This window comes from Actinokineospora sp. NPDC051303, assembly GCF_055586285.1.
In genome coordinates this window covers 26641-49052 of the sequence record NZ_JBVJIN010000026.1, presented here as the reverse complement: position 1 = coordinate 49052, position 22412 = coordinate 26641, and the positions used below count along the sequence as shown (strand labels likewise).

21 protein-coding genes, 1 tRNA gene and 2 pseudogenes are annotated in these 22412 nt (G+C 70.3%); 8 read left to right on the top strand and 16 right to left on the bottom strand.

Translation table 11 applies throughout. The annotated features are described in order from the left end of the window. The first annotated feature begins 77 nt into the window (after positions 1-77). Positions 78-1505 carry an aldehyde dehydrogenase family protein gene (locus tag ACZ6SD_RS20485; RefSeq protein WP_465318544.1) on the top strand — a complete coding sequence of 476 codons (1428 nt, stop codon included), beginning with the start codon at positions 78-80 and terminating at the stop codon, positions 1503-1505. Between the two features lie 611 nt (positions 1506-2116). Here ACZ6SD_RS20485 and ACZ6SD_RS20480 read toward each other — a convergent pair. Together ACZ6SD_RS20480 and ACZ6SD_RS20475 are read right to left on the bottom strand one after the other, a co-directional pair. Further along, complete coding sequence (locus ACZ6SD_RS20480; RefSeq protein ID WP_465318543.1) at positions 2117-2911, bottom strand: MBL fold metallo-hydrolase; 795 nt, start codon at positions 2909-2911, stop codon at positions 2117-2119. A gap of 134 nt (positions 2912-3045) precedes the next feature. Beyond that, entirely contained in the window at positions 3046-3717 is a 672-nt protein-coding gene (locus ACZ6SD_RS20475) for a DUF429 domain-containing protein (RefSeq protein WP_465318542.1), read from the bottom strand. Between the two features lie 111 nt (positions 3718-3828). Here ACZ6SD_RS20475 and ACZ6SD_RS20470 point away from each other — a divergent pair, with 111 nt between their 5' ends. The 3 genes from ACZ6SD_RS20470 (at position 3829) to ACZ6SD_RS20460 (ending at position 7269) form a co-directional block, all read left to right on the top strand. Further along, positions 3829-4302 (top strand): ribose-5-phosphate isomerase, encoded by a 474-nt coding sequence (locus ACZ6SD_RS20470; RefSeq protein ID WP_465318541.1) that lies wholly within the window; start codon positions 3829-3831, stop codon positions 4300-4302. Further along, a complete protein-coding gene (locus tag ACZ6SD_RS20465; RefSeq protein ID WP_465318540.1) occupies positions 4302-5111 on the top strand; it encodes an Fpg/Nei family DNA glycosylase in 810 nt (269 codons plus the stop codon). The genes ACZ6SD_RS20470 and ACZ6SD_RS20465 overlap by 1 nt, the downstream gene beginning before the upstream one ends. A gap of 394 nt (positions 5112-5505) precedes the next feature. Further along, on the top strand, positions 5506-7269 hold the full coding sequence (locus ACZ6SD_RS20460) for a BCCT family transporter (protein WP_465318539.1): 1764 nt from the start codon (positions 5506-5508) through the stop codon (positions 7267-7269). Positions 7270-7574: 305 nt separating this feature from the next. Here ACZ6SD_RS20460 and ACZ6SD_RS20455 read toward each other — a convergent pair whose 3' ends face one another. Together ACZ6SD_RS20455 and ACZ6SD_RS20450 are read right to left on the bottom strand one after the other, a co-directional pair. After that, positions 7575-8342, bottom strand: a complete 768-nt coding sequence (locus tag ACZ6SD_RS20455) for an AfsR/SARP family transcriptional regulator (protein WP_465318538.1) — start codon at positions 8340-8342, stop codon at positions 7575-7577. Positions 8343-8625: 283 nt separating this feature from the next. Beyond that, positions 8626-9045, bottom strand: coding sequence for a calcium-binding protein (locus tag ACZ6SD_RS20450; protein ID WP_465318537.1), 420 nt, complete (start codon positions 9043-9045; stop codon positions 8626-8628). A 261-nt stretch (positions 9046-9306) separates the two neighbouring features. Here ACZ6SD_RS20450 and ACZ6SD_RS20445 point away from each other — a divergent pair, with 261 nt between their 5' ends. Both ACZ6SD_RS20445 and ACZ6SD_RS20440 read left to right on the top strand, forming a co-directional pair. Further along, positions 9307-10080, top strand: a complete 774-nt coding sequence (locus ACZ6SD_RS20445; protein WP_465318536.1) for a S1 family peptidase — start codon at positions 9307-9309, stop codon at positions 10078-10080. A gap of 66 nt (positions 10081-10146) precedes the next feature. Beyond that, entirely contained in the window at positions 10147-10359 is a 213-nt protein-coding gene (locus ACZ6SD_RS20440) for an RNA-binding S4 domain-containing protein (protein WP_465318535.1), read from the top strand. Between the two features lie 6 nt (positions 10360-10365). Here the strand turns inward: ACZ6SD_RS20440 and ACZ6SD_RS20435 are convergent, their stop codons facing one another. Next, complete coding sequence (locus tag ACZ6SD_RS20435; RefSeq protein ID WP_465318534.1) at positions 10366-11571, bottom strand: L,D-transpeptidase; 1206 nt, start codon at positions 11569-11571, stop codon at positions 10366-10368. A 166-nt stretch (positions 11572-11737) separates the two neighbouring features. Here ACZ6SD_RS20435 and ACZ6SD_RS20430 point away from each other — a divergent pair. After that, positions 11738-11810, top strand: a tRNA-Lys gene (locus tag ACZ6SD_RS20430). A gap of 245 nt (positions 11811-12055) precedes the next feature. On the opposite strand, the pseudogene ACZ6SD_RS20425 reads toward ACZ6SD_RS20430, so the two are convergent. Then, a pseudogene (locus tag ACZ6SD_RS20425) lies at positions 12056-12550 on the bottom strand (tyrosine-type recombinase/integrase); the annotation flags it as partial. Here ACZ6SD_RS20425 and ACZ6SD_RS20420 point away from each other — a divergent pair. Continuing rightward, positions 12528-12893 carry a hypothetical protein gene (locus ACZ6SD_RS20420; RefSeq protein WP_465318532.1) on the top strand — a complete coding sequence of 122 codons (366 nt, stop codon included), beginning with the start codon at positions 12528-12530 and terminating at the stop codon, positions 12891-12893. The pseudogene ACZ6SD_RS20425 and the gene ACZ6SD_RS20420 sit on opposite strands and share 23 nt — an antisense overlap. Before the next feature lie 8 nt (positions 12894-12901). Here ACZ6SD_RS20420 and ACZ6SD_RS20415 read toward each other — a convergent pair. The 10 genes and pseudogenes from ACZ6SD_RS20415 to ACZ6SD_RS20370 form a co-directional block, all read right to left on the bottom strand. Next, positions 12902-13366: pseudogene (locus ACZ6SD_RS20415) on the bottom strand (hypothetical protein); the annotation flags it as partial. A 143-nt stretch (positions 13367-13509) separates the two neighbouring features. Continuing rightward, positions 13510-13749 carry a helix-turn-helix domain-containing protein gene (locus tag ACZ6SD_RS20410; protein WP_465318531.1) on the bottom strand — a complete coding sequence of 80 codons (240 nt, stop codon included), beginning with the start codon at positions 13747-13749 and terminating at the stop codon, positions 13510-13512. Next, positions 13746-14624 carry a DNA-methyltransferase gene (locus tag ACZ6SD_RS20405; RefSeq protein WP_465318530.1) on the bottom strand — a complete coding sequence of 293 codons (879 nt, stop codon included), beginning with the start codon at positions 14622-14624 and terminating at the stop codon, positions 13746-13748. Before ACZ6SD_RS20405 ends, ACZ6SD_RS20410 begins: the two co-directional genes overlap by 4 nt. Then, the gene (locus ACZ6SD_RS20400; protein WP_465318529.1) at positions 14621-16012 is read right to left on the bottom strand and encodes a DNA-methyltransferase; all 1392 of its coding nucleotides are present in this window, start codon (positions 16010-16012) and stop codon (positions 14621-14623) included. The genes ACZ6SD_RS20405 and ACZ6SD_RS20400 overlap by 4 nt, the downstream gene beginning before the upstream one ends. Beyond that, positions 16009-16983: a DNA-methyltransferase gene (locus ACZ6SD_RS20395; protein WP_465318528.1), complete on the bottom strand. Its 975-nt coding sequence runs from the start codon at positions 16981-16983 to the stop codon at positions 16009-16011. Before ACZ6SD_RS20395 ends, ACZ6SD_RS20400 begins: the two co-directional genes overlap by 4 nt. Next, on the bottom strand, positions 16980-18209 hold the full coding sequence (locus ACZ6SD_RS20390; protein WP_465318527.1) for a DNA-methyltransferase: 1230 nt from the start codon (positions 18207-18209) through the stop codon (positions 16980-16982). The genes ACZ6SD_RS20395 and ACZ6SD_RS20390 overlap by 4 nt, the downstream gene beginning before the upstream one ends. Then, entirely contained in the window at positions 18206-18913 is a 708-nt protein-coding gene (locus ACZ6SD_RS20385) for a recombinase family protein (protein WP_465318526.1), read from the bottom strand. Before ACZ6SD_RS20385 ends, ACZ6SD_RS20390 begins: the two co-directional genes overlap by 4 nt. A 250-nt stretch (positions 18914-19163) precedes the next feature. After that, positions 19164-20027 carry a hypothetical protein gene (locus tag ACZ6SD_RS20380; protein ID WP_465318525.1) on the bottom strand — a complete coding sequence of 288 codons (864 nt, stop codon included), beginning with the start codon at positions 20025-20027 and terminating at the stop codon, positions 19164-19166. Between the two features lie 170 nt (positions 20028-20197). Beyond that, positions 20198-21151 (bottom strand): DNA methyltransferase, encoded by a 954-nt coding sequence (locus ACZ6SD_RS20375; protein WP_465318524.1) that lies wholly within the window; start codon positions 21149-21151, stop codon positions 20198-20200. After that, positions 21144-22076, bottom strand: coding sequence for a hypothetical protein (locus ACZ6SD_RS20370; RefSeq protein WP_465318523.1), 933 nt, complete (start codon positions 22074-22076; stop codon positions 21144-21146). Before ACZ6SD_RS20370 ends, ACZ6SD_RS20375 begins: the two co-directional genes overlap by 8 nt. Positions 22077-22412: the final 336 nt, after the last annotated feature.

Genomic DNA, 22412 nt, shown 5'->3' with positions numbered 1-22412 from the left:
CGTCCCGCGCGTTAGGTATGCCACGCTGGCCCGCGGGCCCCGTTTCCCGCTGCCCCACCCCGCTTGTTGGAGGATCAATGGCCGCTCCCGTCACCACCCGCGCGGGCCACGTCATCGGCGGCGAGCTGATCGACACGGCGACTGACCGGATCGAGGTGGTCAACCCCGCCACCGAAGAGGTCATCGCCAGCGTCCCGGCGGGCACCGCCGCCGACGTGGACGCGGCCGTGGCCGCCGCCCAGCGGGCCTGGCTCCCCTGGTCGGCCCTCGACCCGGTCGAGCGGGCGGCGGTCGTGCGCCGCGTCTCCGCGGGCCTCGCCGCCCGCCGCGACGAGCTGGCGGCGACGATCACGGCCGAGATGGGTGCTCCGCTGGCCTTCGCCACCAAGGTGCAGGCGAGCGTCCCCGCGGTCACGTCCGCCGCCATCGCGGACCTGATCGACAACGGGTTCTCGTTCACCGAGGAGATCGGCAACTCCCTCGTCGTCCGGGAGCCGGTCGGCGTCGTGGGCGCCATCACCCCGTGGAACTACCCGCTGCACCAGATCGTGGCCAAGGTCGCCCCGGCGCTCGCGGCGGGCAACACGGTGGTGCTCAAGCCCAGCGAGGTCGCCCCCCTCAACGCGAACCTGTTCCTGGAGATCCTCGCCGAGGCGGGAGTGCCCGACGGCGTGGTGAACCTGGTGCACGGCACCGGCCCGGTCGTCGGCGAGGCCATCTCGGCGCACCCCGGCATCGACATGGTCTCCTTCACCGGCTCCACCAACGCCGGCAAACGCGTCTCGGCCGTCGCGGCGGAGACCGTCAAGCGCGTCGCCCTTGAGCTGGGCGGCAAGTCGGCCAACGTGATCCTCGACGACGCCGACCTGGCCCGCGCCGTCAAGATCGGCTTGGCCAACACCTTCATCAACGGCGGCCAAACCTGCACCGCGTGGACCCGCATGCTCGTCCCCGCCGCCCTGCACGACCAGGCTGTCGAACTGGCCGCCGCCGCTGCCGCGAAGTACACCGTCGGCGACCCCTTGGACCCCGCCACCCGCATAGGCCCCATGTCCTCCCAGTCCCAACGCGACCGCGTCCTGGACTACCTCAAGGTCGGCGTCGCCGAAGGCGCCACCCTCGCCCACGGCGGCGCCACTGACTCTCTCCCCGACCGCGGCGCATACGTCCCGCCCACGATCTTCGCCAACGTTCGCCCCAACATGCGCATAGCCCAAGAGGAAATCTTCGGCCCCGTCCTCACCATCCTCCCGTACACCGACGAGGACGAAGCCGTGGAAATCGCCAACTCCACCATCTACGGCCTCTCAGGCGCCGTCTTCGCAGCCGACCCAGCCCGAGCCCTCTCCGTGGCGAAACGCCTACGCACCGGCCAAATCGACATCAACGGCGGCGCCTTCAACCCCCTGGCCCCCTTCGGCGGCTACAAACAATCCGGCAACGGCCGAGAACTGGGCCGCTTCGGCCTGGAGGAGTTCACCGAAGTCAAGTCCATCCAACGCTGACCCTCACACACCCCCCGAAACGTCACCCTTCCGGGCCAAAACATCCCCACCCCCCGGCGTGTCGCCCCACTCGCCCCGGCGAGTTATCCACAGGCGCGGCGCACTCCTTCCCCGCGCTGACCTGCGGCGATAGACTGGAGCGGGGTCAGCCCCCAGGGTGGGTGGGGCTTTGTTGTGGGGCTGTGGGGCGGCAAAACAAGAGCTGTCGCGGACGTGGCTGGGGTGGTCGAGTGACCTTTGCGTGGGCAGGCCCGCCAGCCCGCCTTTCCGCCAAGCCCCCCTGGCGCCAACCGCCACCGGGCCCTGCCAGGTGCTCGGCGGGTGGACCAGCGACCCGCCCCCACCCACGAAGCCGGACCCGGCCCTGCCAGGTGCTCGATGGGGTAGAGCAGCGAACCCGCCCCCAAACCAGGCCGCACCCAGGCTCGCCCAGTGCTCGATGGGGTGGAGTGGTTTCTTTGGGGGTGAAGGAAGATCCCTAAACTCGCCGTGGTCGTGGGGCCGAAGGCTCCCCACCCGTCTTTCCCACGACGGGATCTTCCTTCGTAGGGGCCCCAAAGAAACCACTCCACCCCATCGAGCAACCCCACCAACCCAGCCCAGAGAACCCCTCAGACCCCACGCTCCAACGCAGGCCGAGTAGCAGCCTCCGGATAAGGAGAATGCGCCACAGCCTCCTCAACCGTCAGACTCCCGCTACGCACCCCATCCCAAAGGCTCGCCACAGTCGCCAACTCCGCCCGCTGCCCCCGCACAAACCCAGCATCCACCGGCTCCCCATGCCCAGGCACCACGGTCCTCGGCCCCAGGTCCAGCAGCACGTCCAAAGCCCCAGGCCATTCCAGCGGAAAACTGTCCGCCCCGATCGACGGCGGCGCCCCCTGCTCAACCGTGTCCCCCGCGAACACCACTCCCGCGTCCGGCACATGCACGACCACGTCGTGATCGGTGTGCCCGCGACCAGGGTGCAGAAGTGTCACCACCCGCCCTCCAAGGTCTATTTCCGTCGCCCCCGTGACTTCGTGGTCGGGAAGCACGACCCGGGCTCGCAACAGCCGGTCAGCGAGATCATCGCGTCCTGATTCGCGGTACTTTTCCGCCCAGACCTTGGTCTGTTCCGCCGCGCTCGACTCCATCGCGGCGCGGCAGCCGGGGTGCGCCCAGATCGGGGCCTCGCCGAATGCGGTGGCGCCCAGGAAGTGGTCCCAGTGCGCGTGGGTGATCACCACTGTCCAGGGTAGCGCGGTGATCTCCCTGATCGCCGCCGCCCACTGCGCGCCGTGGTGCTCGTCGGTGCCGGTGTCGACGACCAGGCACTGGTCGTCGCCGACGACGAGGCCCAGGGTCTGGTCCAGTTCGGTGTGGCGGCGGGCGAACACCCCGGTGTCGAGTTCGATCCACGTCATCGCCCGGTTCTACACGATAATCAGCTTCCATGGCCCGGTGAGTGGTGTCACAGGAGTTCGCGGCGAAAGTATTTCGTCAAAAAGCGCGGTTTCCGGCCATCCGGGTGCTCGGTATTTCGGCGGGAATACGCCAGTCAAACAATCACCCGCATGGGGCGTTTGGTGACCGGGTCGGGTTCGCCGCCGATGATTTCCGCCTGCCGCGTCGACCAGCGCCGCGCCGACCAGGCGGCCACGAGCGCGTCCAGGGCGTCGTCGGCGCCCGCTCGGGCGGGCGCGGTGGTCAGCGCGCGGGCGGCGTCGACGAAGGGCAGCAGGGCGGCGATGCGCTGCCCGAGGCCGAGGGCGGTCTTCTTGGAGGTGAACGCCACGTCCGGGGCCAGCGCGCGGAAACTCACCTCGGGGTGCACCTCGACCACCCGCTCGCCGCCGTCGTGGGCGTCCCAGTCTTTGATCTTGTCCAGGATGCTCCAGAGTTGGACGCTGATCCCGGAGCCGGTCACCGCCCGGCTGATCGCGGTCGCGTGCGCGTGGCTGGTCGCGTCGAGCACGGCCCGCACGGGCGCGAAGAACACCGACGAGCGGGCGTTGCCCAGCCGCAGCCGCGCCACCCGGTCGCAGTCGCGGATGTGCCGGTCGGACAGCCCCATCGGGATGTCCACGCCCACCGCGACGCAGTCCCGGGTCCGCGCCAGCACCGATTCCGCGTTCGCCGCGGTCCGCCAGTCCACCGCGCCGTCCGGCCGCACGACCGCGATCACCCAGCCGCCCGGCACGCCGTCCACGCCCGCCACCGGGCCCGTCATCGCTCGCCGTCCATGCCGACGCCGTCGGTGATCGACACCGCCGTGTTACCCAGACCACGCCTGCCGCGCCCGTTTGGGCCGAACGGGTGAGGGGATGGCACACTGCCCGTCGTGCGCGTCTACCTGGGTTCCGACCACGCGGGCTTCGAGTTGAAGGCCCACCTCGCCGACCACCTCGCCGCCGAGGGCCACGACGTCGTGGACGTCGGCCCGCACGTCTACGACGCGCTGGACGACTACCCGCCGTTCTGCGTGGAGACCGCGCTGCGGGTGGTGGCCGACGAGGGCAGCCTCGGCGTGGTGATCGGCGGCTCGGGCAACGGCGAGCAGATCGCGGCGAACAAGGTGACCGGCTGCCGCGCGGCGCTCGCGTGGAGCGTGGAGATCGCCAAGCTGTGCCGCGAGCACAACGACGCCCAGGTGATCGGCGTCGGCGCCCGGATGCACTCCGTCGAGGAGGCGACCGCGATCGTGGACGCGTTCCTGGCCACCCCGTTCTCCGGCAACCCCCGCCACGCCCGGCGGATCGGCCAGCTCACCGAGTTCGAGCGGACCGGGGAGCCCCCCGCCCTGCCCACCGCCTGATGCCGGAGGGCCACACCCTGCACCGGCTGGCGCGGCTGCACCAGCGCCGGTTCGCGGGCGCCCCGGTCGAGGTGTCCAGCCCCCAGGGCCGGTTCGCCGCCGGTGCCTCCCTTGTGGATGGTCAGGTGCTGCGCCGCGCGGAAGCGCACGGCAAGCACCTGTTCCACGTCTACGACCCGGACAGGGTCGTGCACATCCACCTCGGCCTCTACGGCACGTTCGATGATGCGCCGCTCCCGGCGGCGACCCCGGTAGGCGCTGTCCGGATGCGGATAGTGGGCCGCACCCACTGGGGCGATCTCCGCGGTCCGACAGCCTGCGAGGTCCTTACCGGCGCTGAGGTAAGCGCCCTGCGCGCCCGCCTCGGCCCAGATCCATTGCGCCGCGACGCCGACCCGGACCGGGCCTGGGACCGCATCTCCCGCTCCCGCACGCCGATCGCGGTGCTCCTGCTCGACCAGTCGGTGCTGTCGGGCGTCGGCAACGTCTACCGCGCCGAATTGCTGTTCCGCCACGGCGTGCACCCCTTGACTCCCGGCCGTTCCCTGGACCGCGCCCAGTGGGACCAGATGTGGCCCGACCTGGTCGCCCTGATGCGCCTGGGTGTCCGCCGGGGCCGAATAGACACCGTCCGCGACGAGCACCTGCCGTCCGCCACCGGCCGCCCCCCGCGCCAGGACCGTCACGGCGGCGAGGTCTACGTCTACCGACGCACCGGTCAGCCCTGCCTGATCTGCGGCGCCCCGGTCAGGTCCGAGCCCCTGGCCACCCGCAACAACTACTGGTGCCCCACCTGCCAACCCGCCTGACCGACCACTGCGAGGTTGTCGCGGCGACTGTCCTCTCTCGCGGCCATCGCCCGCTTTGTCGAGCGCTGGCCTTTCCGTTGTCAGAGTAGACAGTCGCCCACAAGTCATACGCCGTCCCCAATCGCATTGTTTACATCGGACACACGGTTTTAACCTGCCTCGGTAGTTCGAATGCGAACGAATGTGGTCGTACGTCGGTCAAAGAGGCGCGCCCATTCGAGAGCCCCCAGGGCGGCGGGCGCGCCACCAGGGGTCGCCGACCTTCTCCGACGCTGGATCGCCTGGTCACCGTACCAACCGTGTTGCTCATGGAACAACCGTTGCGCTATGAACAACGCGGGTTTACAGTCGGATGCTCCCCGGGAAGTTGGACTCATCCGAAGGGACATTTCGCATGACAACGAAACCCGACGCGCACGACTTACCCGTGGGCAACGACGCCCCCCGCGCCACCATCGACCACCCTCGCCAGGAGAAGCGCCGAGGCCGACGCGTCGTCGACCGAGTGGTTTTCGGTGTGAGCGCCGCGGTCTCACTCGCTTTCGTCGCTTGGGGCCTGGTCGGTTCCGCGTCCCTGGGCAAAGCCGCCAACGCGGCGTTGACCTGGGTGATGACAAGCACCGGTTGGCTGTTCGTGCTGGCCGCGAGCGCGTTCGTCGTGTTCGTGCTCTGGTTGGCCGTGAGCCGCTTCGGCGCCATCCCGCTGGGACGGGACGGCGAGAAACCCGAGTTCCGCACCGTGTCCTGGATCGCGATGATGTTCAGCGCGGGCATGGGCATCGGCCTGATGTTCTACGGCGTCAGCGAGGCGGTCACCCACTTCGTCACGCCGCCGCCCGGGTCAGGAGGCGTCGATTACGCCGCCCAGACCGCGATGGCGACCACGATGTTCCACTGGACCCTGCACCCGTGGGCCATCTACGCGGTCGTCGGACTGGCCATCGCCTACGGCGTGTACCGCAAGGGCCGGGTCCAGCTCATCTCCGCGGCCTTCACGCCGCTGCTCGGCAGGCACGCGTCCGGTCCCGGCGGCAAGGCGATCGACATGTTCGCGATCTTCGCGACCCTGTTCGGCTCCGCGACCTCGCTCGGCCTCGGCGCCCTGCAGATCCGCAGTGGACTGGAACTCGTCGCGGGCATCGGGAAGGTCGGCAACGCGGCGCTCGTCGTCATCATCACGGTGCTGACGCTGGCGTTCGTGCTCTCGGCGGTTTCCGGGGTCTCGAAGGGCATCCAATGGCTGTCGAACACCAACATGGTGCTCGCGGTGCTCTTGGCGTTGTTCCTGTTCATCGTCGGCCCCACCGTGTTCATCCTCAACCTGGTGCCGACCTCGATCGGCAGCTACTTCCAGGACCTGGCGATGATGTCGGCGCGGACCGGAGCCGAGGGAGCCGAGACCGCGACCTGGCTCAGCGGTTGGACCATCTTCTACTGGGCTTGGTGGCTGTCCTGGACGCCGTTCGTCGGCATGTTCATCGCGCGCATCTCGCGCGGGCGCACGATCCGCCAGTTCGTCGCGGGCGTGCTGCTGGTGCCCAGCGTGGTCAGCGTGCTCTGGTTCTGTATCTTCGGCGGCACCGCCATCGACCTGCAGAAGAAGTTCGGCGAGAGCGGCGGCGCCGCGGGCGCGGACATCGCGGGCGCAGGGGGGCTTGAGGCGCAGCTCTTCTCCACGCTGGACGCCTTTCCGATGGCGACCGTGGCCAGCGTGCTCGTGATGGTGCTGGTCGCGATCTTCTTCGTCTCCGGCGCCGATGCCGCGTCGATAGTGATGGGCTGCCTGTCGGAGCGGGGCACGGGCAACCCCGGCCGGGCGGTGGTCATTTTCTGGGGCGTGGCGACGGGCGCGGTCGCCGCGGTCATGCTCATCGTCGGCGGGGAGGATGCCCTCTCGGGGTTGCAGACGATCACCATCGTGGCCGCGCTGCCGTTCGTGGTGATCATGATCGGCTTGGTCGTGGCGCTGATGAAGGACCTGCGCTCCGACCCGCTGATGGTGCGCCGCAGCCGCGGCGAGGTCGCGGTCGCGCAGGCCGTCATGACCGGCGTCAGCCAGCACGGCGAGTTCGAGATCGCCGTCCTGCCCGCCAGGGACAACAACCATTCGTCCCCCGACGGGCATTCGTCCCCCGACGGCTCGCTCCCGGGCCGGTGACCCCGGCTCGGGGGGGGGGGGGGGGGGGGGGGGGGGGGCGGGCGGGGGGGGGGGGGGGGGGGGGAGGGGGGGGGGGGGGGGGGGGGGGGGGGGGGGGGGGGGCCCCCCCCCCAAACCCCCCACGGTGCGAGCGGTGGCTGAACCAGCCGTGCCCGATGTGTGGTGTTGGCACCACCGGCCCCATCAGCCAAGTCCCCCTCCCAGCACGCATGACCTCCAGGGCGGCAGGTCCCCCATCCGCCGCACCTGGCCCCAGGTGTGGGGCAAGCGGGAGTGGGTTGGGGAGCCGCTGGGGTGGGTGGGGGCTAGGGGTGGGGGGTGAGGAGGTCGGCTACCAGGGCTTGGCAGCGAGGGGTGGGGGTCAGGCCTAGGTCGGTGTGGAGGAGGTGGCTGAAGCGGGCGAAGGCGCGGAGGGCTTCGGACTGGTTTCCCTCGGCCAAATGGACTCGGATGAGGCCGGAGTGGGCTGTCTCACGTAAGGGGTCGGCGCGGACGGCGGCGCCCGCGGCGGCGGTGGCATCGGCGAACCGGCCTGCGGCGGTGAGGCCGTCGGCGAGGGCCTCCAAGGCATGCAGGCGCAGTTGCCGCCAGTCCTCCGCCTCGCGCAACACCCAGTCGTCATACCAGAGGGGCAACAGTTCCAGGGACAGGCTGGCCACGGCGCCCGCGCTGAGATCGGCCTCGGCTGGCGCCCGGGCGGCGATCAACCGGTGGGCGAGCGCTTGGGCGTCGCGCAGGTCGACTCCCACGCCCTGAGCCAACCGCAGACTCGACGGCATGACCCGCAACGTCTCGCGGCTGACCGGGTCCATCCGGGACAGCGCCGAGCGCAACGTCGCGTACGCGCGGACCTCCGAGACCTCCGACCACAAAGTGCCCGCCACGAGCAACCGACCGGCGGCCTGGTGGTGCAGGGCCACGAAAGCCAGCAGGCGCTCGGTGCCGCCGGAGACCGGCAAGACCCGGTCGTCGGCGAGCAACCGGAACCCGCCGAGCAACGAGACCCGCAGGCCCGTGCCACCGCGCGGAACGGCCTGCCGGAGCGGTGTCGCCGTCGAAACCAGGTTGCTCACGATCGCGACGACATCGGTTCGAGGTGGATCGCAGGTGCGTGAGACATGTTCGCCACCGATTTTCTTCCACTATCGAGAAGCGGCGGCAGATGAGTGCGCCGAGGGCCGCCCGCGGAGTGATCTCGGAAGTCCAGCATCCTCGCTGCCGCGCTTTGCCGCAACCCACGCTACCCGCGATCGAAATCAGTGGAATCCCCATCGATACACGTCGCCCCATATTTCACCAGAAAGAGTGAAATATGGGGGATGCGCGCCCGCGTCTCCGGTGCGCGGGCCTGCGGTTCTACGACTCGCAGCTGCTGCGGATGTCCGGCGGGATGCCGATGGCACCGCACTTGTCGGTGCCGGTGCCGCCGCTGAGGGTGTCGACCGCGAAGTCGGTGCCAGGGCCGGTCAGCGAGTCGTTGCCCGCGCTGCCGTTGAGGGTGTCCTCGCCCAAACCGCCGCTCAACGTGTCGTTTCCGATTCCTCCGGTAAGCGTGTCGTTGCCATCGTTGCCGTGGATGACGTCGTGGAAAGCGGTGCCGGTGATGGTGTCATTGCCACCGTTGCCGTAGATCGTCTTGCCGGGGTCCGAGTTGGTGCAATCGATCGTGTCGTTCGCACCGGAACCGGTCACCGTGGTGCTGGTTTGCGTGACCCCGGGTCCGATCACGCAGGTGGCGGCGGCGGATGCGGCACCCCCTGTCGCCAACCCGCCCACGACCACCGTGCCCGCGAAAAGAATCGAGTAAAGCGCGCGAGATCTCATTGTCTCCTCCATTTCTCTGAACGACTTGTTCGGATGACCCGAGTCTTCCCGCCCAGGCGTCACCGCGGCGTGACGCTGGTGAAAGCCGACTGGCAACTGGCAGTGGCTGTTGGCAATTGGGGACGCCGATCGACGGGTGTTCGGCGGGATGGGGGGTGCTTACGTTTCGTTCGGTACCGGGTCGAGGGCCCCGGTGCGGAAGGAGAGATCCGAATGAAGGTTCGCACCCTGCTTGTGGGCTTGGTGGCCGCCGTGGCGACGGCGGTCGCGGCACCGTCCGCGGCGACGGCGGCGCCTGAGGACGGGCCGATGGCGCCGATGATCGTGGGCGGCGGCAACGCCACCCAGACCTACAGCTTCATGGTGTCCCTGCAGAACACCTCGGGCGGCCACTTCTGCGGCGGCTCGCTGATCAAATCCGACTGGGTCGTCACCGCGGCCCACTGCGTCCAGGGCAAGTCGCCGAGCGGTGTCCTGGCGCGGATCGGGACGACCAACCGGACCAGCGGCGGCACGGTGGCGCGCGCGTCGCGCATCATCATCCACCCCAACTACCGCACCGCGTACGACATCGCGTTGGTGCAGCTCAGCAGCAGTGTCACGCAGGCGCCGGTGCGGATCTCGGCCGCGTCGGGGGCAGCGGGAACACCGACGCGGATCATCGGCTGGGGCCAGACCTGCGCGACCCCGGGCGGCTGCGGGGCCCCGGTGACCCTGCAACAGCTGGACACCTCGATCGTGGCCGACAGCCGGTGCGGCGGGATCACCGGCTCGATCGAGATCTGCACGAACAACCCCGGTGGCAGCGCCGGGGCCTGCTACGGCGACTCGGGCGGGCCGGAGATCAAGGCCGTCGGCGGGGTGTGGGAGCTGATCGGCGCCACCAGCCGCTCCGGTGGCGGCTCGCAGTGCGCGCAGGCCCCGTCGATCTACAGCGACGTGGTGGCGCACAAGGCGTGGATCGAGCAGCACACCGGCGCCCTGTAGCCGCGCGTGGGCGTCCCCGCCGAGTCCGGGTGGGGGCGCCCACGTGGCCAGGGGGATGATGGGCGGGTGCGCGACATCGAAATCCGGGACGACATGATCAGGCTCGGCCAACTGCTCAAGCTGGCAGGCCTGGCCGAGGACGGCGCGCACGCCAAGGACCTGCTGGAAGCCGACGAAGTGGCCGTCAACGGTGAGCCGGAGACCAGGCGCGGCAGGCAGGTCCACCCCGGCGACGTGGTGAGCGTCGGCCGGGAGGAGATCCGCGTCACCATGCGCTGACCCGAACTACCGCTTGCCGCCCGCCTTCCAGGTCTCCCACGGGATCTGCCACACGCTCAGGCCGTCCCACGGTTCGAGCACCGGGCCGCCGGAGTTCTGCACGACGATCACATCGCCCTTGCTGGAGATGCTCTGCAACCAGGTGGCGTTCTCGGTGGACATGTTGATGCAGCCGTGGCTGACGTTGCGCGCGCCTTGGTCCTTCACCGACCACGGCGCGGAGTGGTAGAAGATGCCGCTGTTCGACATCCGGCTGGCCACCGCGACCTTCGTCCGGTACCCGGCGGGCGAGTCGGCCGGGACACCGTAGGTGGACGAGTCCATGGTGTAGTTCGTGTGCTCGCTCATCACAACGTAGGTGCCGACCGGGGTCTCGTGGGCCTTCTTGCCCAGCGAGATCGGGATCGTGCGGGCCACCGTGCCGTTCACGGTGACGGTCATCTGGTGGGTGGCGCCGTCGGCGACCGCGACCACGGCGTCGCCGATGGTGACAGTGGCCTTGCGGTCCTCACGCCCGTAGAGGCCGTTGCCGAAGTGCTTGCCGTAGACGGCGGCGTCGACCACCACGGTGGTGCCCGGCTTCCAGTGCTCCTTGGGCCGCCAGTGCACCTCCTTGTCGCTGAACCAGTAGAACGCCCCCTCGGTCGCGGGCGTCGCGGTGACCTTGATCGCCTTCTCCACGGCCGCCTTGTCCGCGATCGCCACGTCGAAGTAGAACGCGAACGGCTGGCCGACACCGACCTTCTGCCCGTCCAGCGGGTTCATCGACAGCGCTGTCTGCCGCTTCGCCTTGGCCGTGGTGAACGTCGAAGTGGAACTGACAGTCTTACCGGCGCTGTCTTGCCCCGTCGCCGCTGTCGTGTACGTCTTGCCGTACCCCAGTGCCTCGGTGGACCGCCAAGAGGCGCCGTCCGCGGATAACGCGCCCGCCACCACCTTGCCGTCCTGCCCGGTGACCTTGACGTCGGTGAGCTTCCCCCCGGTCGCCGCGACCGCAACCGGCTCCCCCGGCGCCACCTCACCGGCCTTGTCCGCGGGCGTCAACGCCAACGCCAACGGAGCCGCCTCCGGCGCCGCGCCACTACTGCTCGCCGCCGTCGAACTCCCACCCCCGACCGCGGGCGTCGACTCGGCCGTCGTACACGCCGACACCGCCAACACCGCCACGCCGACAACACTCGCCCACGCTCGCGCGCGCCCACCCCTGGCCATACCGACCTGCCGTTCTGCCCAAGCTCCGACCTCTCCTGACAGTCTGCCTGACCACCCCGACACGATGGAGTGGGACCGGCAAACTGGGCGGGCGGACCCCCCTGATTTCTGCTCCACGGACACCCTGTGCTAACTTTTCTCCCGTCAGCGGGAGAGATCCCGACGAGCGCCGCTAGCTCAACTGGCAGAGCAGCTGGCTCTTAACCAGCGGGTTCGGGGTTCGAGTCCCTGGCGGCGCACAATCAGTCCCCAGATCAACATCCATGTTGACCTGGGGATTTATTGTTTCTCGTGATTCTTCTTCCGGTCGCGGACTATCCATTGTGGTCTCCTGCGAGCCCGAGGGGAGCCCGAGAAGACGCGTCGAGGCCCGAGGGATGATCATCCGGGTCTTCTCGGCGGCTTCACGGGCGACGGTGGTCACGACGCTGGTGTACATGTCGCTGGTCGTGGTGATCGAGGCGTGCCGCAGAGTGGCTTGCACAAGCTTCATGTCGACACCGGCGGCGAGCATGTTCGTGGCGGCTCCGTGGCGCAGGTCGTGCAGCCGGATGGGCGGCAGCCCAGCCTGGCGAACGAGGAACCGGAAAAGCTCGGTCACATCGGCCGGATGCAGCGGGCTGCCATCAGGCTCGGTGAACACCAGACCGGACTCGATCCAGTCCTCGCCCGCGGCGAGCTTGTCGGCGCGCTGCCGGGTCAGGTGCTCGACCAGCACGGCCACGGTGCCCTGGTCGAGGACGACGGTGGCGGCGGACTCGTCGGTCTTCGGTGCCGCCTGCCCGGTCTCCCACCCGTACTGCACGATCTGGTTGAGCACGTCGATCGTGCCCGCCCGTAGGTGGGTGTCGACCTTCCGCAGGCCGCAGCCCTCACCACGCCGGAGCCCGACATGGGCGATGAGGTGGAACAGGGCGTAGAGCCGGTGCCAGCGGATGGAGTCCAGGAACAAGCCGGTGAGGTCCGGTGTCCAGACCATCACCGGGGAAGGGATCTCACCGGTCTCGTACCACCGCTCGATCCGCTCCGGGGTCCACACGACCGGCTTCGGCCGCACGGCTGGCGGCATCTCGACCCACTTCGCCGCGTTGAAGGTGATCAGCTCCTCGCGAATGGCGTCGTTGAGCGCCGCGCGCAGCGTTTCCCGGATGCGCTGCATCGAGGAAGGCCCGACCGGACGCTGGTATTTGACCGCCGCGATCCGCTCGGCGTCTCCACTTTCCCTGGCCAGGGTGATCTCGTCGTTGTGCTCGGCGATCGAGTCGAACATGTCCGACACGTGCGCCACCCGGATCTCGTTGATCCGCACCGTCCCCAGATAGGGGATCAAATAGAGGCGGATGTGGGACTCGTAGCTGCGGCGGGTGTTGCGGGAAAGGCGTTTCTTCCTCGGCAACCACCCGGTCAGCCACTCCTCCAAGGTCGGGTGCGCCAGGACTGGGAGATCGGCCCGCAGCAGTTGGCGGATCGTCTCGACCTCCGGCAACGCGCGCTTGTCCGCGATCGCCGCGGCGATCGCATCGCCCACCCGGCGCAACGCGTCCGCGGCATCCGGCTTGGGGACAGCCAGCAACCCGCGAACGTGGTCGAGTTCCTTCTGCGCGTCGGCGGCCGAGGCGAACCCGGCCCGGCGGCGCGGTCGACGGTTCCCAGCGGCGTCGGCCGGAAGCTCGACGCGCCAGAACCACTGGCCGTGGCCGCTGCGTTTGAGCTTCGGGCACTCCGACCCCAACTCCTTACCGTCCTCTCCCCGGCACGAACACCTACGCGACACCGAACCTGGCGCCGATGCCATCGCGATCACCTCCTGTTCTGTTGTTGTGTGTGGTACTCACGCCCGCGATGCTCGCGCTGCCGACACCACTCGGGGAAGCCCGAGACCGCGACACGCCCGAGGCGTGGAACAAGACGCCCACAACCACGTCGTGATTCCCGTTTTCAGGCCGCGTCGTCGACGGCGGGCGCGGGCAGCCCCAGCAGGCGCAGCAGCCCCGCGGTCGGCACCCGGTAGGCGCCACCGACCCGGATCACCCGGCACGGGAACGTGCCCGCCCTGGCCATCGCGTACGCGGTCGTGCGGCTCACACCGAGCGCGCGGCCCGCGGTGAGCAGGTCGATGGTGACCGGGAGGTTCCCGATGTCGGTGAAGGTCAGCACCGACCGGTCGCGGGCGGTCACGGCAGCACCTCGACGTCGGTGAGGCGGCGGCGGGCGATGTCATGGCAGGCTGGGTCGAGGTCGATCCCCACGAACCTGCGTCCCAATCGGAGGGCGGCGACGCCGGTGGTGCCGCTGCCGGAGAACGGGTCAAGCACCAGGCCGCCGGGTGGGCACCCCAGCCGGATGCAACGCCGCGCCAATCCCACCGGTCCTGCGGCGATGTGGCCCAGTCGCGCCCGTGGCGCCGGGATGGTCCACACCCGGCCGCCTGCCGTGTCCACTGTGTCGACCAGACGGGAATCCAGAGCATGTGCGGTGCCATGTGTCAGGAGGAACACCATCTCGTAGCGCTGCGCGAGCCGGTCGGTCACGCTCTCCGGGCGGGCGCTGGGCTTGGCCCACACGATCGCCTCCCGCAGCGACCACCGGCGCTCGGCCAGCGCGAGGGCGACCCGCCACGGGACACCGAGCAGGTCCTTGGCGCGGGTCCGTGATTGCGGAGGCCGACCGGTTCCCTGGCTCATGCCCGCGCGAGCGGTGGCGGTCGGGCTGGTCGATCCGGGGGCGATGTAGTTGCCCCACGACCCGCCGTAGGTGTCCCCCAGGTTCAACCACACCGTGCCCGTGCTGGTGAGCACGCGGGCGAGTTCGTCGAACACCCCTGCCAGCACGTCCACATAATCATCCACTGTGGACTCCGCGCCGTACTGGCCCGCGATCCGGTAGTCGCGCAAACCCCAGTACGGCGGCGACGTCACGACACAGTCCACGGAGCGGTTCGGCAGGATTCGCAGTGTCGCCCGCGCGTCGCCGACGAACAGCCGCACCGGCTCAGCGCCACCAGCGGGCACCGGCCCGGACTCGTCGGCCTCGCTGTGTCTCGAATCGATCATGCGGCTCGCCCCCGTTCAGTCCGCGGTCGGTCCTGCGTGTGATCGTGCCGAGCCGAATCGGGCCTGCCCGGCCGGTGACCGAGTGCGCGGGCTCGTTGACCAGGGTCGTGGACGCGCCAGGTCGCCAGGCGGCAGTAGTCGGCGCTGGCGTCGATGGAGATGCCGTGGCGGCCGTGGACGGAGGCGACCAGGGCGGTGGTGCCGGTGCCGCCGAACGGGTCGAGGACCACGGCGGGCCGGGTGGGGGCGGTGGTGTCGGGGCAGTCGCAGGCGTCGGTGTGGTCGGTGGGGTGGTGCAGGAAGAACTCGCGGGCGTAGCCGCCGAGCACGCGGCGGGCGTGGTCGGCCAGGCGGATGACGTCGGCGGTGTTATTGCCCGCGCCGGTCTGGGTCGTGGCGCCGCGGCGGGTGTCGGACAGGCCGACCGATCGCAGCGCGTCCAGGTGGTGTGGGCTCAGGCCGGCTTGCTCGGCGAGTTCAACCGCGCGGCGGGTTTGCGGGCGGGTCAGGTCCAGGCTGGAGCCGACCGGGATTCGGCGCCTGCCCTGGCCGCATCGGGTGCATACCGCGTGCGGGGACCAGCCCAGGATCAGCCGCCGCGGCCATTCCAGGGGGAACGCGGCGAAGTGGTCGATGCCGAGGTCGGCGGGCACGCGCAGCGGCTGCGGGGCGATCTCCCACACCGAACCGGGCAGCCTGCCGCGCGGGTGCAGCGGCATTCCCGCGACCGACCCGGTGTGCCGGAGGTGTCCGTGGTCGAGGTGGTAGGAGGAACTGCTGCCCGGCGGGTACGAGGCGCGGCGGCCGGTTCGGGCCGCGCTGGTGTGTGGTTCGCGGAGTTCGTCGACGGCGCTGTAGTACCGGGGCTGGAGGGTGAAGTGGAACCAGGTCTCGTGGCTGCGCCGGACCCGGTCGCGCACGGACTCGGGCATGCCGTTGGGCTTCGACCAGATGATTTCCGCGCGCAGGATCAGCCCGAGTTCGTCGACGCAGCGCAGCGCGTACCGCCACGGGATGCCGATCAACGACTTCGCGGGAGCGGTGGCCGAACCCCGGTGGCGGCGCCGGGTGCGGCCCGGAAGTCGGGCCACGCGGGGGTCGCCGCGTCCGGCTCCGCTGTACTTGTCGCCGAGGTTGACGAACAACGATCCGGATGGTGTGAGGACGCGGATCATCTCGCGGGTGCAAGCCGTCAGGGCGTCGAGGTACTCGTCGGGTGTCGCCTCGGCACCGAGCTGCCCGGCATAGTGGCGTCCGCCGTCCCGGTAGGACCGAAGCCTGAAATAGGGCGGCGAGGTCACCACCAGGTCGACGCTGTCGTCGGCCAACGGAAGCGCGCGGGCATCGCCCTGGATGAGGGTCGCCACCGCGGGGTCGGGGGCGCTCATCGGGCTCCTCCTGCGAGGGCGGCGTGGTGTTCGGCGAGGCGTTCTCGGGCTGGTCGGTGATAGTCGGGGTTGAGGTCGATGCCGGTGTAGCGGCGCCCCAGGGTGAGCGCGGCGACGCCGGTGGTGGCCGATCCGGAGAAAGGATCGAGCACGTGCCCGCCGGGCGGGCTTCCCGCGGCGACGCAGCGCGACGCCAACTCCGTCGGGAAGGCCGCGGGGTGGCCGACCGGGCCGCGGAAGGGGTCGATGGTCCACACGTCGCCGGGATCGTGATCCCGGCCCGCGTCGGTGTCGGTCCTCGGGCCGCTTCCGGTGGCGGTGTCCGGCGTGTTCCCGTCGTGGTGGGCGGGCCGGGGCGGCAGGGCACGGCCGCCGACATGGGGCTCGCGGATGGGGTCGAGGTCGAAGTAGTGACCGGGTGCCCGCGCGAACAGGAACAGCATCTCGTAGCGGCACGTCAACCGGTCCCGCACCGGCATCGGGGTGGTCCGCGGCTTGTGCCACACCACAGCCGACTTCAACAGCCACCCGTCGGCCTGCAGCGCGTGAGCGACCCGCCAGGGCATGCCGAGCAGGTTCTTGTGCGGCAGGTCGACAGCGGCCCGATACCGTGGCTGGCCCGGCCGTCCGGGTCGCGTCACATGGTAGCCGTCGCTGTTGGCCGAGAAGCTGTCGCCGAGATTGAGCCACACCGTCGCGCGCGGGGTCAGCACTTTTCGGGTCTCGGCGAACAGGCGCCGCAGGTTCGCGACGTAGGCCCGCGGGGTGGGTTCCGCGCCGAGTTGTCGTGGGTTGTCGGGCATCCCGTAGTCGCGCAGCCGCCAGTAGGGCGGGGAGGTCACCACACAGTCGATCGACTCCGGTGGCAACATGGCGATGACCTCGACGGCGTCGCCGCAATACAACTCGACGCCGGGGATTTCCGATGTCGGGGAGACCGGTGGTCGAACGCGGTGGGTAGGGGGCGTCATGCCGCGGTCCTCAGGTCACCGTCGTCGGTGTTCAGGCCGAGACGCCGCAGACCGATGTCGTGGAAATCGGGGTTCAGGTCGATGCCGACATACGCGCGGCCGAGCCTGCGCGCGGCCAATCCGGTGGTGGCGGCACCGGAGAAGGGATCGAGCACGACACCGTCCGGCGGGCACCCTGCCGCGATGCAGCGCAGTGGGATATCGACCGGGAAAGCGGCGAAGTGCGCTTCCCGCAGTGGGCGGGTGGATATCGACCAGACATCGCCGGGGTTCTTTCCGCGGGGATGCGCCGCGTTGTGCTGGTGACCGGTGGGCGCGACGGCGTGTCCGCGCCAGCCCTGCGAAGTGGGGCCGGTGCCGTATTTGCCGGTCGTGGTGTTTCCCCGTCGACGGGCCGTGGCGCCGATTCCCGCGTGCGGTCCTTTGTTGACCCCGCCGACCACGATGTGCTGGCCCACCGCATCGGGCCGGGCCAACGGTTCACGAATCGCGTCCAGGTCGAAGTAGTATTTCCGCTGCTTGACGAGCAGGAACACCATTTCGTAGCGGGTGGACACTCTGTCGGTCACCGATTCCGGCATGGCGTTCGGTTTGTGCCACACGATAGCGTTGCGGATGATCCACCCGTCGGCTTGCAGCGCGAACGCGGTCCGCCAGGGCATGCCGAGCAGGTTCTTGCGGGGCAGCGCCGTCGTGCGGTCGATGCCCGCGTCGCGCACCGAGTCCCGCAACGTCGCCGCGGCGGCGGCGCCGCGCAGGGTGCTGTTGGCCATCGGGTCGCGGGTGCGACCTGGGGGTTCGGCGCTGTAGGAGTCGCCCAGATTCAGCCACACCGTCCCGTCCGCCACCAGAACACGATGCAACTGGGCGAACACGCCACGCAGCCGGTCGATGTAGTCGGCGGGGGTGGCCTCCAAACCGTGTTGACGGTCTTCCCGCACGGCGCCGCAGCGACAGCGGCCTCGCGCGCGCACCGATCCGGTCGCCCCCTGCTCGGTTCGCCGGAGGTGGGCGACGCGGTGCTCAGCCGGGTGCGGGCACGCCGGGTCGCCACCGACCCAGCGGCCGGTGCCGTAGTCGCGCAGACCGTAATAGGGCGGGCTGGTCACCACGCAGTGCACGGACGAGTCCGGCAGGGCGGAAAGGACGTCGGTGGCGTCGCCGGAATACAGCGTGACGCCCTCGGAGTCCCACAACGGAAGAGGCGTCATGTTCTCCCTGTTCATGCGGCGATCCCGGTGACGGTGTCCGGCCCATGGTCGGCGGGCGCGCAGCTGTATTCGTCGGGGTGGGCGCGTCGGTAGGCCGCCCAAAACAGGTCGGGTCGCACCAGGGCGGGGTGGCTGGGTCGGGCCGACCAGATCCACCACTGCGGGTGGACGTGACGGCCGTGGTGGGTGCGGCCTCGGACGGTGTGGCCGAGGTAAGCGGGGTTGGCCAGGATGGTCTCGACCCGCGCTGTGGTCCACGGCAATGCCCGGCCGGTGGCGTGGCCGACCGGCGGCAGGTAGACGGCCGGGGCGGACGCGAGACGGGTGGCGATCGCAGCGGCACCGTGTCCGAAGTGCACGTGCCAGGTGAAAATCAGCGGCACCACCGCGGCGCGCTCCTCGTCTACGAGCAGCCGGCGCCGGACCGGGAGACCGTTGCCCGCGTCAAGCGGATCGAGCCGGTAGCCGTAGGGCGGGGCGCCGAGCCACCAGCCGTCGCGGACGAGATCGGCGACGACGGTCTTGGCCTTGGCCGCCAACGCCCGCTGATACCCGTGCACACCATCGGTCTCGATCGCCCGCCGGGCGCGGTCGGTGACCGTAGCGCACAGCGCTTCGGCGACGGCCCACTTGACGCGCTGCCACCCGGACACGCCCCTGTTCGCCGGGACCGGACGCGAGTGGTTCTCCAGTGGTTGGGTTCGGTCGCGGTCAGTCATGGCTGCACTCCTGTCGATCTGGGCGGGCAACGGCAGGACCCCGCTGGACAGTCGAGGGCGCGGGGCGGACACAGGCCCTCTGGGTGGCGCATGGCGACAGCGGGTGGGAAGACGAGCGGACCGTGGTGGGCTCGCGTGCCGGTGTCGGACCGGTACCATCGGCGACACGGCGCCCGGCGCGGCGTGACGTGGCGTGAGTGGCCAGGCAGTGCCGCACGACCACCGGATTGGCCGTGATCATCCGGGAGTCTCATGCCACACGCTCCCCGGCGACGACCGGGTCACCGGAGCGGCACGACCAGGGCGAGCAGCCGTCCGGGTCCCCGTCCTCGACACGCGCGATGTCGGTCGCGACCAACCGCAGGTGTCGTCTCGTCCTCGCCGGGGTGTCCAGGGCGGCCTGATCGAGCGGGACGCAGGAGCGGTGCAGGAAGAACTGCCCGCGCGCTTTCCCACCTGGCCTGGTGACATGGGGGGAGCCGTGGCGGATGGCACGGTCGAACTCGACAGCCTCCGCCCAGCCTTCGGGGTCGTTGTCCCTGATCCAGCGCCACTCGGCGTTGCCGTGGAACGGGCACCCGACGCAGGCGCTTCTCACCGTGCCCCCGAATCCGCGTTCGGTGAGGAACTCCACGCACCTGGCCCGGTCGAAACCGAGATCGATCAGCGGGAAGACGTTGCGCAGGAACCGCAGCCCGGAGTCCTTCGCGCGTCCGATCTCGTCGGTGCTGATGCCGATCGCCTGCTCGGCGTAGACCCCGCGCGGCACCCGCCGCGGGTGCGGATACCCCAACAGCTCCCGCGCGGCCCTCTTCAGCGGCCCGATTTTGTACTCCGCAGTGCATTGCCTGCGGCCAAGCCCTCGGGTCCCGTCCGGATGGAGGATGTGCAGAGGCATGGAGACGAAGCGGTGGCGGGGGTCGAGGGCGTCGGTGCGGATGTTCCCGGACGCGACCCGGCGCACCGGGATGCCTTTCTTCTCCGCGTGCGCGGCCAGCCGGTCGAGGTTGGCGTAGACGGCACGGGGTTCCCAGCCGGTGTCAGCGAACAGGGCCACGTCGAAGGGCGGGATCTCGCCTTCGCAGGCCAGCAGGAGCACCGTGGTGCTCTGCACTCCGGCACCCAGAGACAGCAGCCGCAGCGCGCGACTGGGTCGGGTGCCGGATGGTGCGACCCAACCGGCGTGGCAGTGCGAACGACCCGGGTTCGTTTGTCCGGTTGTCGATGTGCTCGTTGAATCCGCCCGGTTCTCCGGGTTCCGGCGTCCGGCGTTGCGTGGTGGTGTCATGCGGCGCGCTCCGCGGCCGATGCCATGTCTCCTCCGCGGTGGAAGCGACTGGAAGCCCGGCCCGCCGTGAACCAAGGAGCGGCGGCTGTGGCTCGCGGGCGTAGGCGCTGGCGGCTTACGGCGACGGCGGGCCGGAAAACGAGCAGGTCTTGGTGGGCGCGTAGGCAGATGGGGTGGCCGGTGCCGCGGTGGTGTCGGTCGGCGGCGCGGCGCTGGCTCAGGGTGGTGTGGGTGATGAGGCGGTGGCCGCGGAGTTCGGCGAGCAGCGCGACGCAGCGGTCGACCGCGACGAGCCCGCAGGCGTGGGCGGCGGCGGTCGCCGCGTCGGCGAGGTCGATCAGGCGGCCGTGCCGCCGCGGACGGGACAAGGCCAGGACGAGGTGCCCGCCAGGGCGCAGCAGGCTGGCGACGCGGGCGAAGAAAGCGGTGCGGTCGGGAGCCGACCCCGGCCCGCGCCGGTCCGGGCGTTCGCCGTGACTTCGGGTTGCGGCGAGGACGAGGTCGACCCGCCCTGCGAGTCCGATAAGAGGGTCGTCCCGGCGACCGACACGGTCGGTGGGGTGGGCGGAGTGGTCGAGGACCATGCCGTCGGTGACGGCCCCGCCGCGTTTGGCGGCGGTGAGGTTGGCGCGGGCGGTGTCCCAGTGCCGCCGGTCGGTGGTGACGCCCACGGCGTGGCGACCCGCGCGGAGTGCTTCGACGAGGGTGGTGCCCGCTCCGCAGTCCGGGTCGAGGACCAGCCCGCCGGGTCGGGTGTAGTGGGTGATCGCGTGGGCGGCCACCGCCGGGGCGATGCGGTGGCGGTCCCAGATGGTGGCGGGGACGTAGCCGCCGTCGGCGAGTTGGGTGTGCGGGTCGGTCTGCCCGGTGACCCACACCGACGGTGGGAGCGGGTGCTCATCCTCTGTCGACCACGACAGCGGCCATCCAGTGTCCTCGCGGTCAGCCATTGTGGTTCTCCCCGCGTTCCGCGCCGTCTTCGGACGGTCCGGGCGGGCGGGTGAAGAGCAGGAGGTCGTGGTGGACGCGGCGGTGTCGGATCGCGGTGGGCGCTGTCCGGTCGTCGGGATCGGGCAGGGTTTCGAGCAGGATCACGTGGTCGAGCCACCCCACCCCCTGTTCACACAGTGTGCTCGTCAGGCGGCTCGTCGGGTCGTCCAACCTGCCCGCACTGTTGTCACTGTGGGTGATGATCGCGGTGATGCCGTGCGCGGTCAGCAGGTCGTTCCAGTCGGTGTCGCGTGGCCAGCACGGGTGATCGGGGGCGACGGTGGTGATGATCAAATCGAAGCGGTCCGGGAACGTGCCGGTCGGCGGCGACTCGGTGCGGGAGTCCGGGGCGGGGGCGGGGTGGGCGCTGTTGTCGGTCGGGGGACGTGGTGCGGACTCCGGCCGCGGACCGGCCGTGCGTGCGGGGTCGGCGGCCGGGTCGGGGTCGAGGGGGAAGTCGGCGTCGGTGCGCGGCGGCGACGCGGTTCGGGTTCGGATGCCGCGGCCGAGTCGGGCGACGGTCCAGGCGGCTTCGTGCAGTCCGTCGTAGGGGCCGCGCCCTCGGCCGAGTCGGGTCCACCGGATCGGGCCTGCCGGGGTCGGTGGCGGGGTGAGCAGCAGGACGCGGTCGCCGGGCTTGCTGTAGCCGGTGACAATCTTGACGATGGCGTTGAGCAGCCACCCCGACAACACGGCGGTGCCGTCGCGCGGGTCGCCCTCGCCGCACGGCCAGACCGTCGCCAGACGGGGCGGCCGGGTGGGGCGGTGGCTGCGGTGCCGGGCACGGTGTCGACCTGAGCGAGGTGTCATCGGGGTGACGGCGGCGGCTTGAGTGCGCGGTCCGGGCGGGCCGGGGGTGGGGTACTCGGGCGGTGTCGGTGTCATGGGCCTGGCCTCCTGAGTGCGGTGGGAGCGGCGGGTGGCGTGCGCTCGGACACCTCATAAGGCCGGATTCCGGGCCGTTTTTCCGCACCGCCGCCCCGACTTTCTCCCCCACCCCTTATCAGCACACTCAGGACAGGGCTCCCAGTCACCCAAACTCATTCACAACACCCAGAGGCAGCGTTATCCAACGCGGCAACCTCTTCCCGCGCCACGCTTCGGCGCGGACGTCAGGGACACTGGCAAGATTTTTTGCGGACCTGACCGATGGATCTCGCCCGCGAGCTGGCCGACCTGCGGGCAGACCACCAAGAACCTACTAACAGGAACTTAAATCCG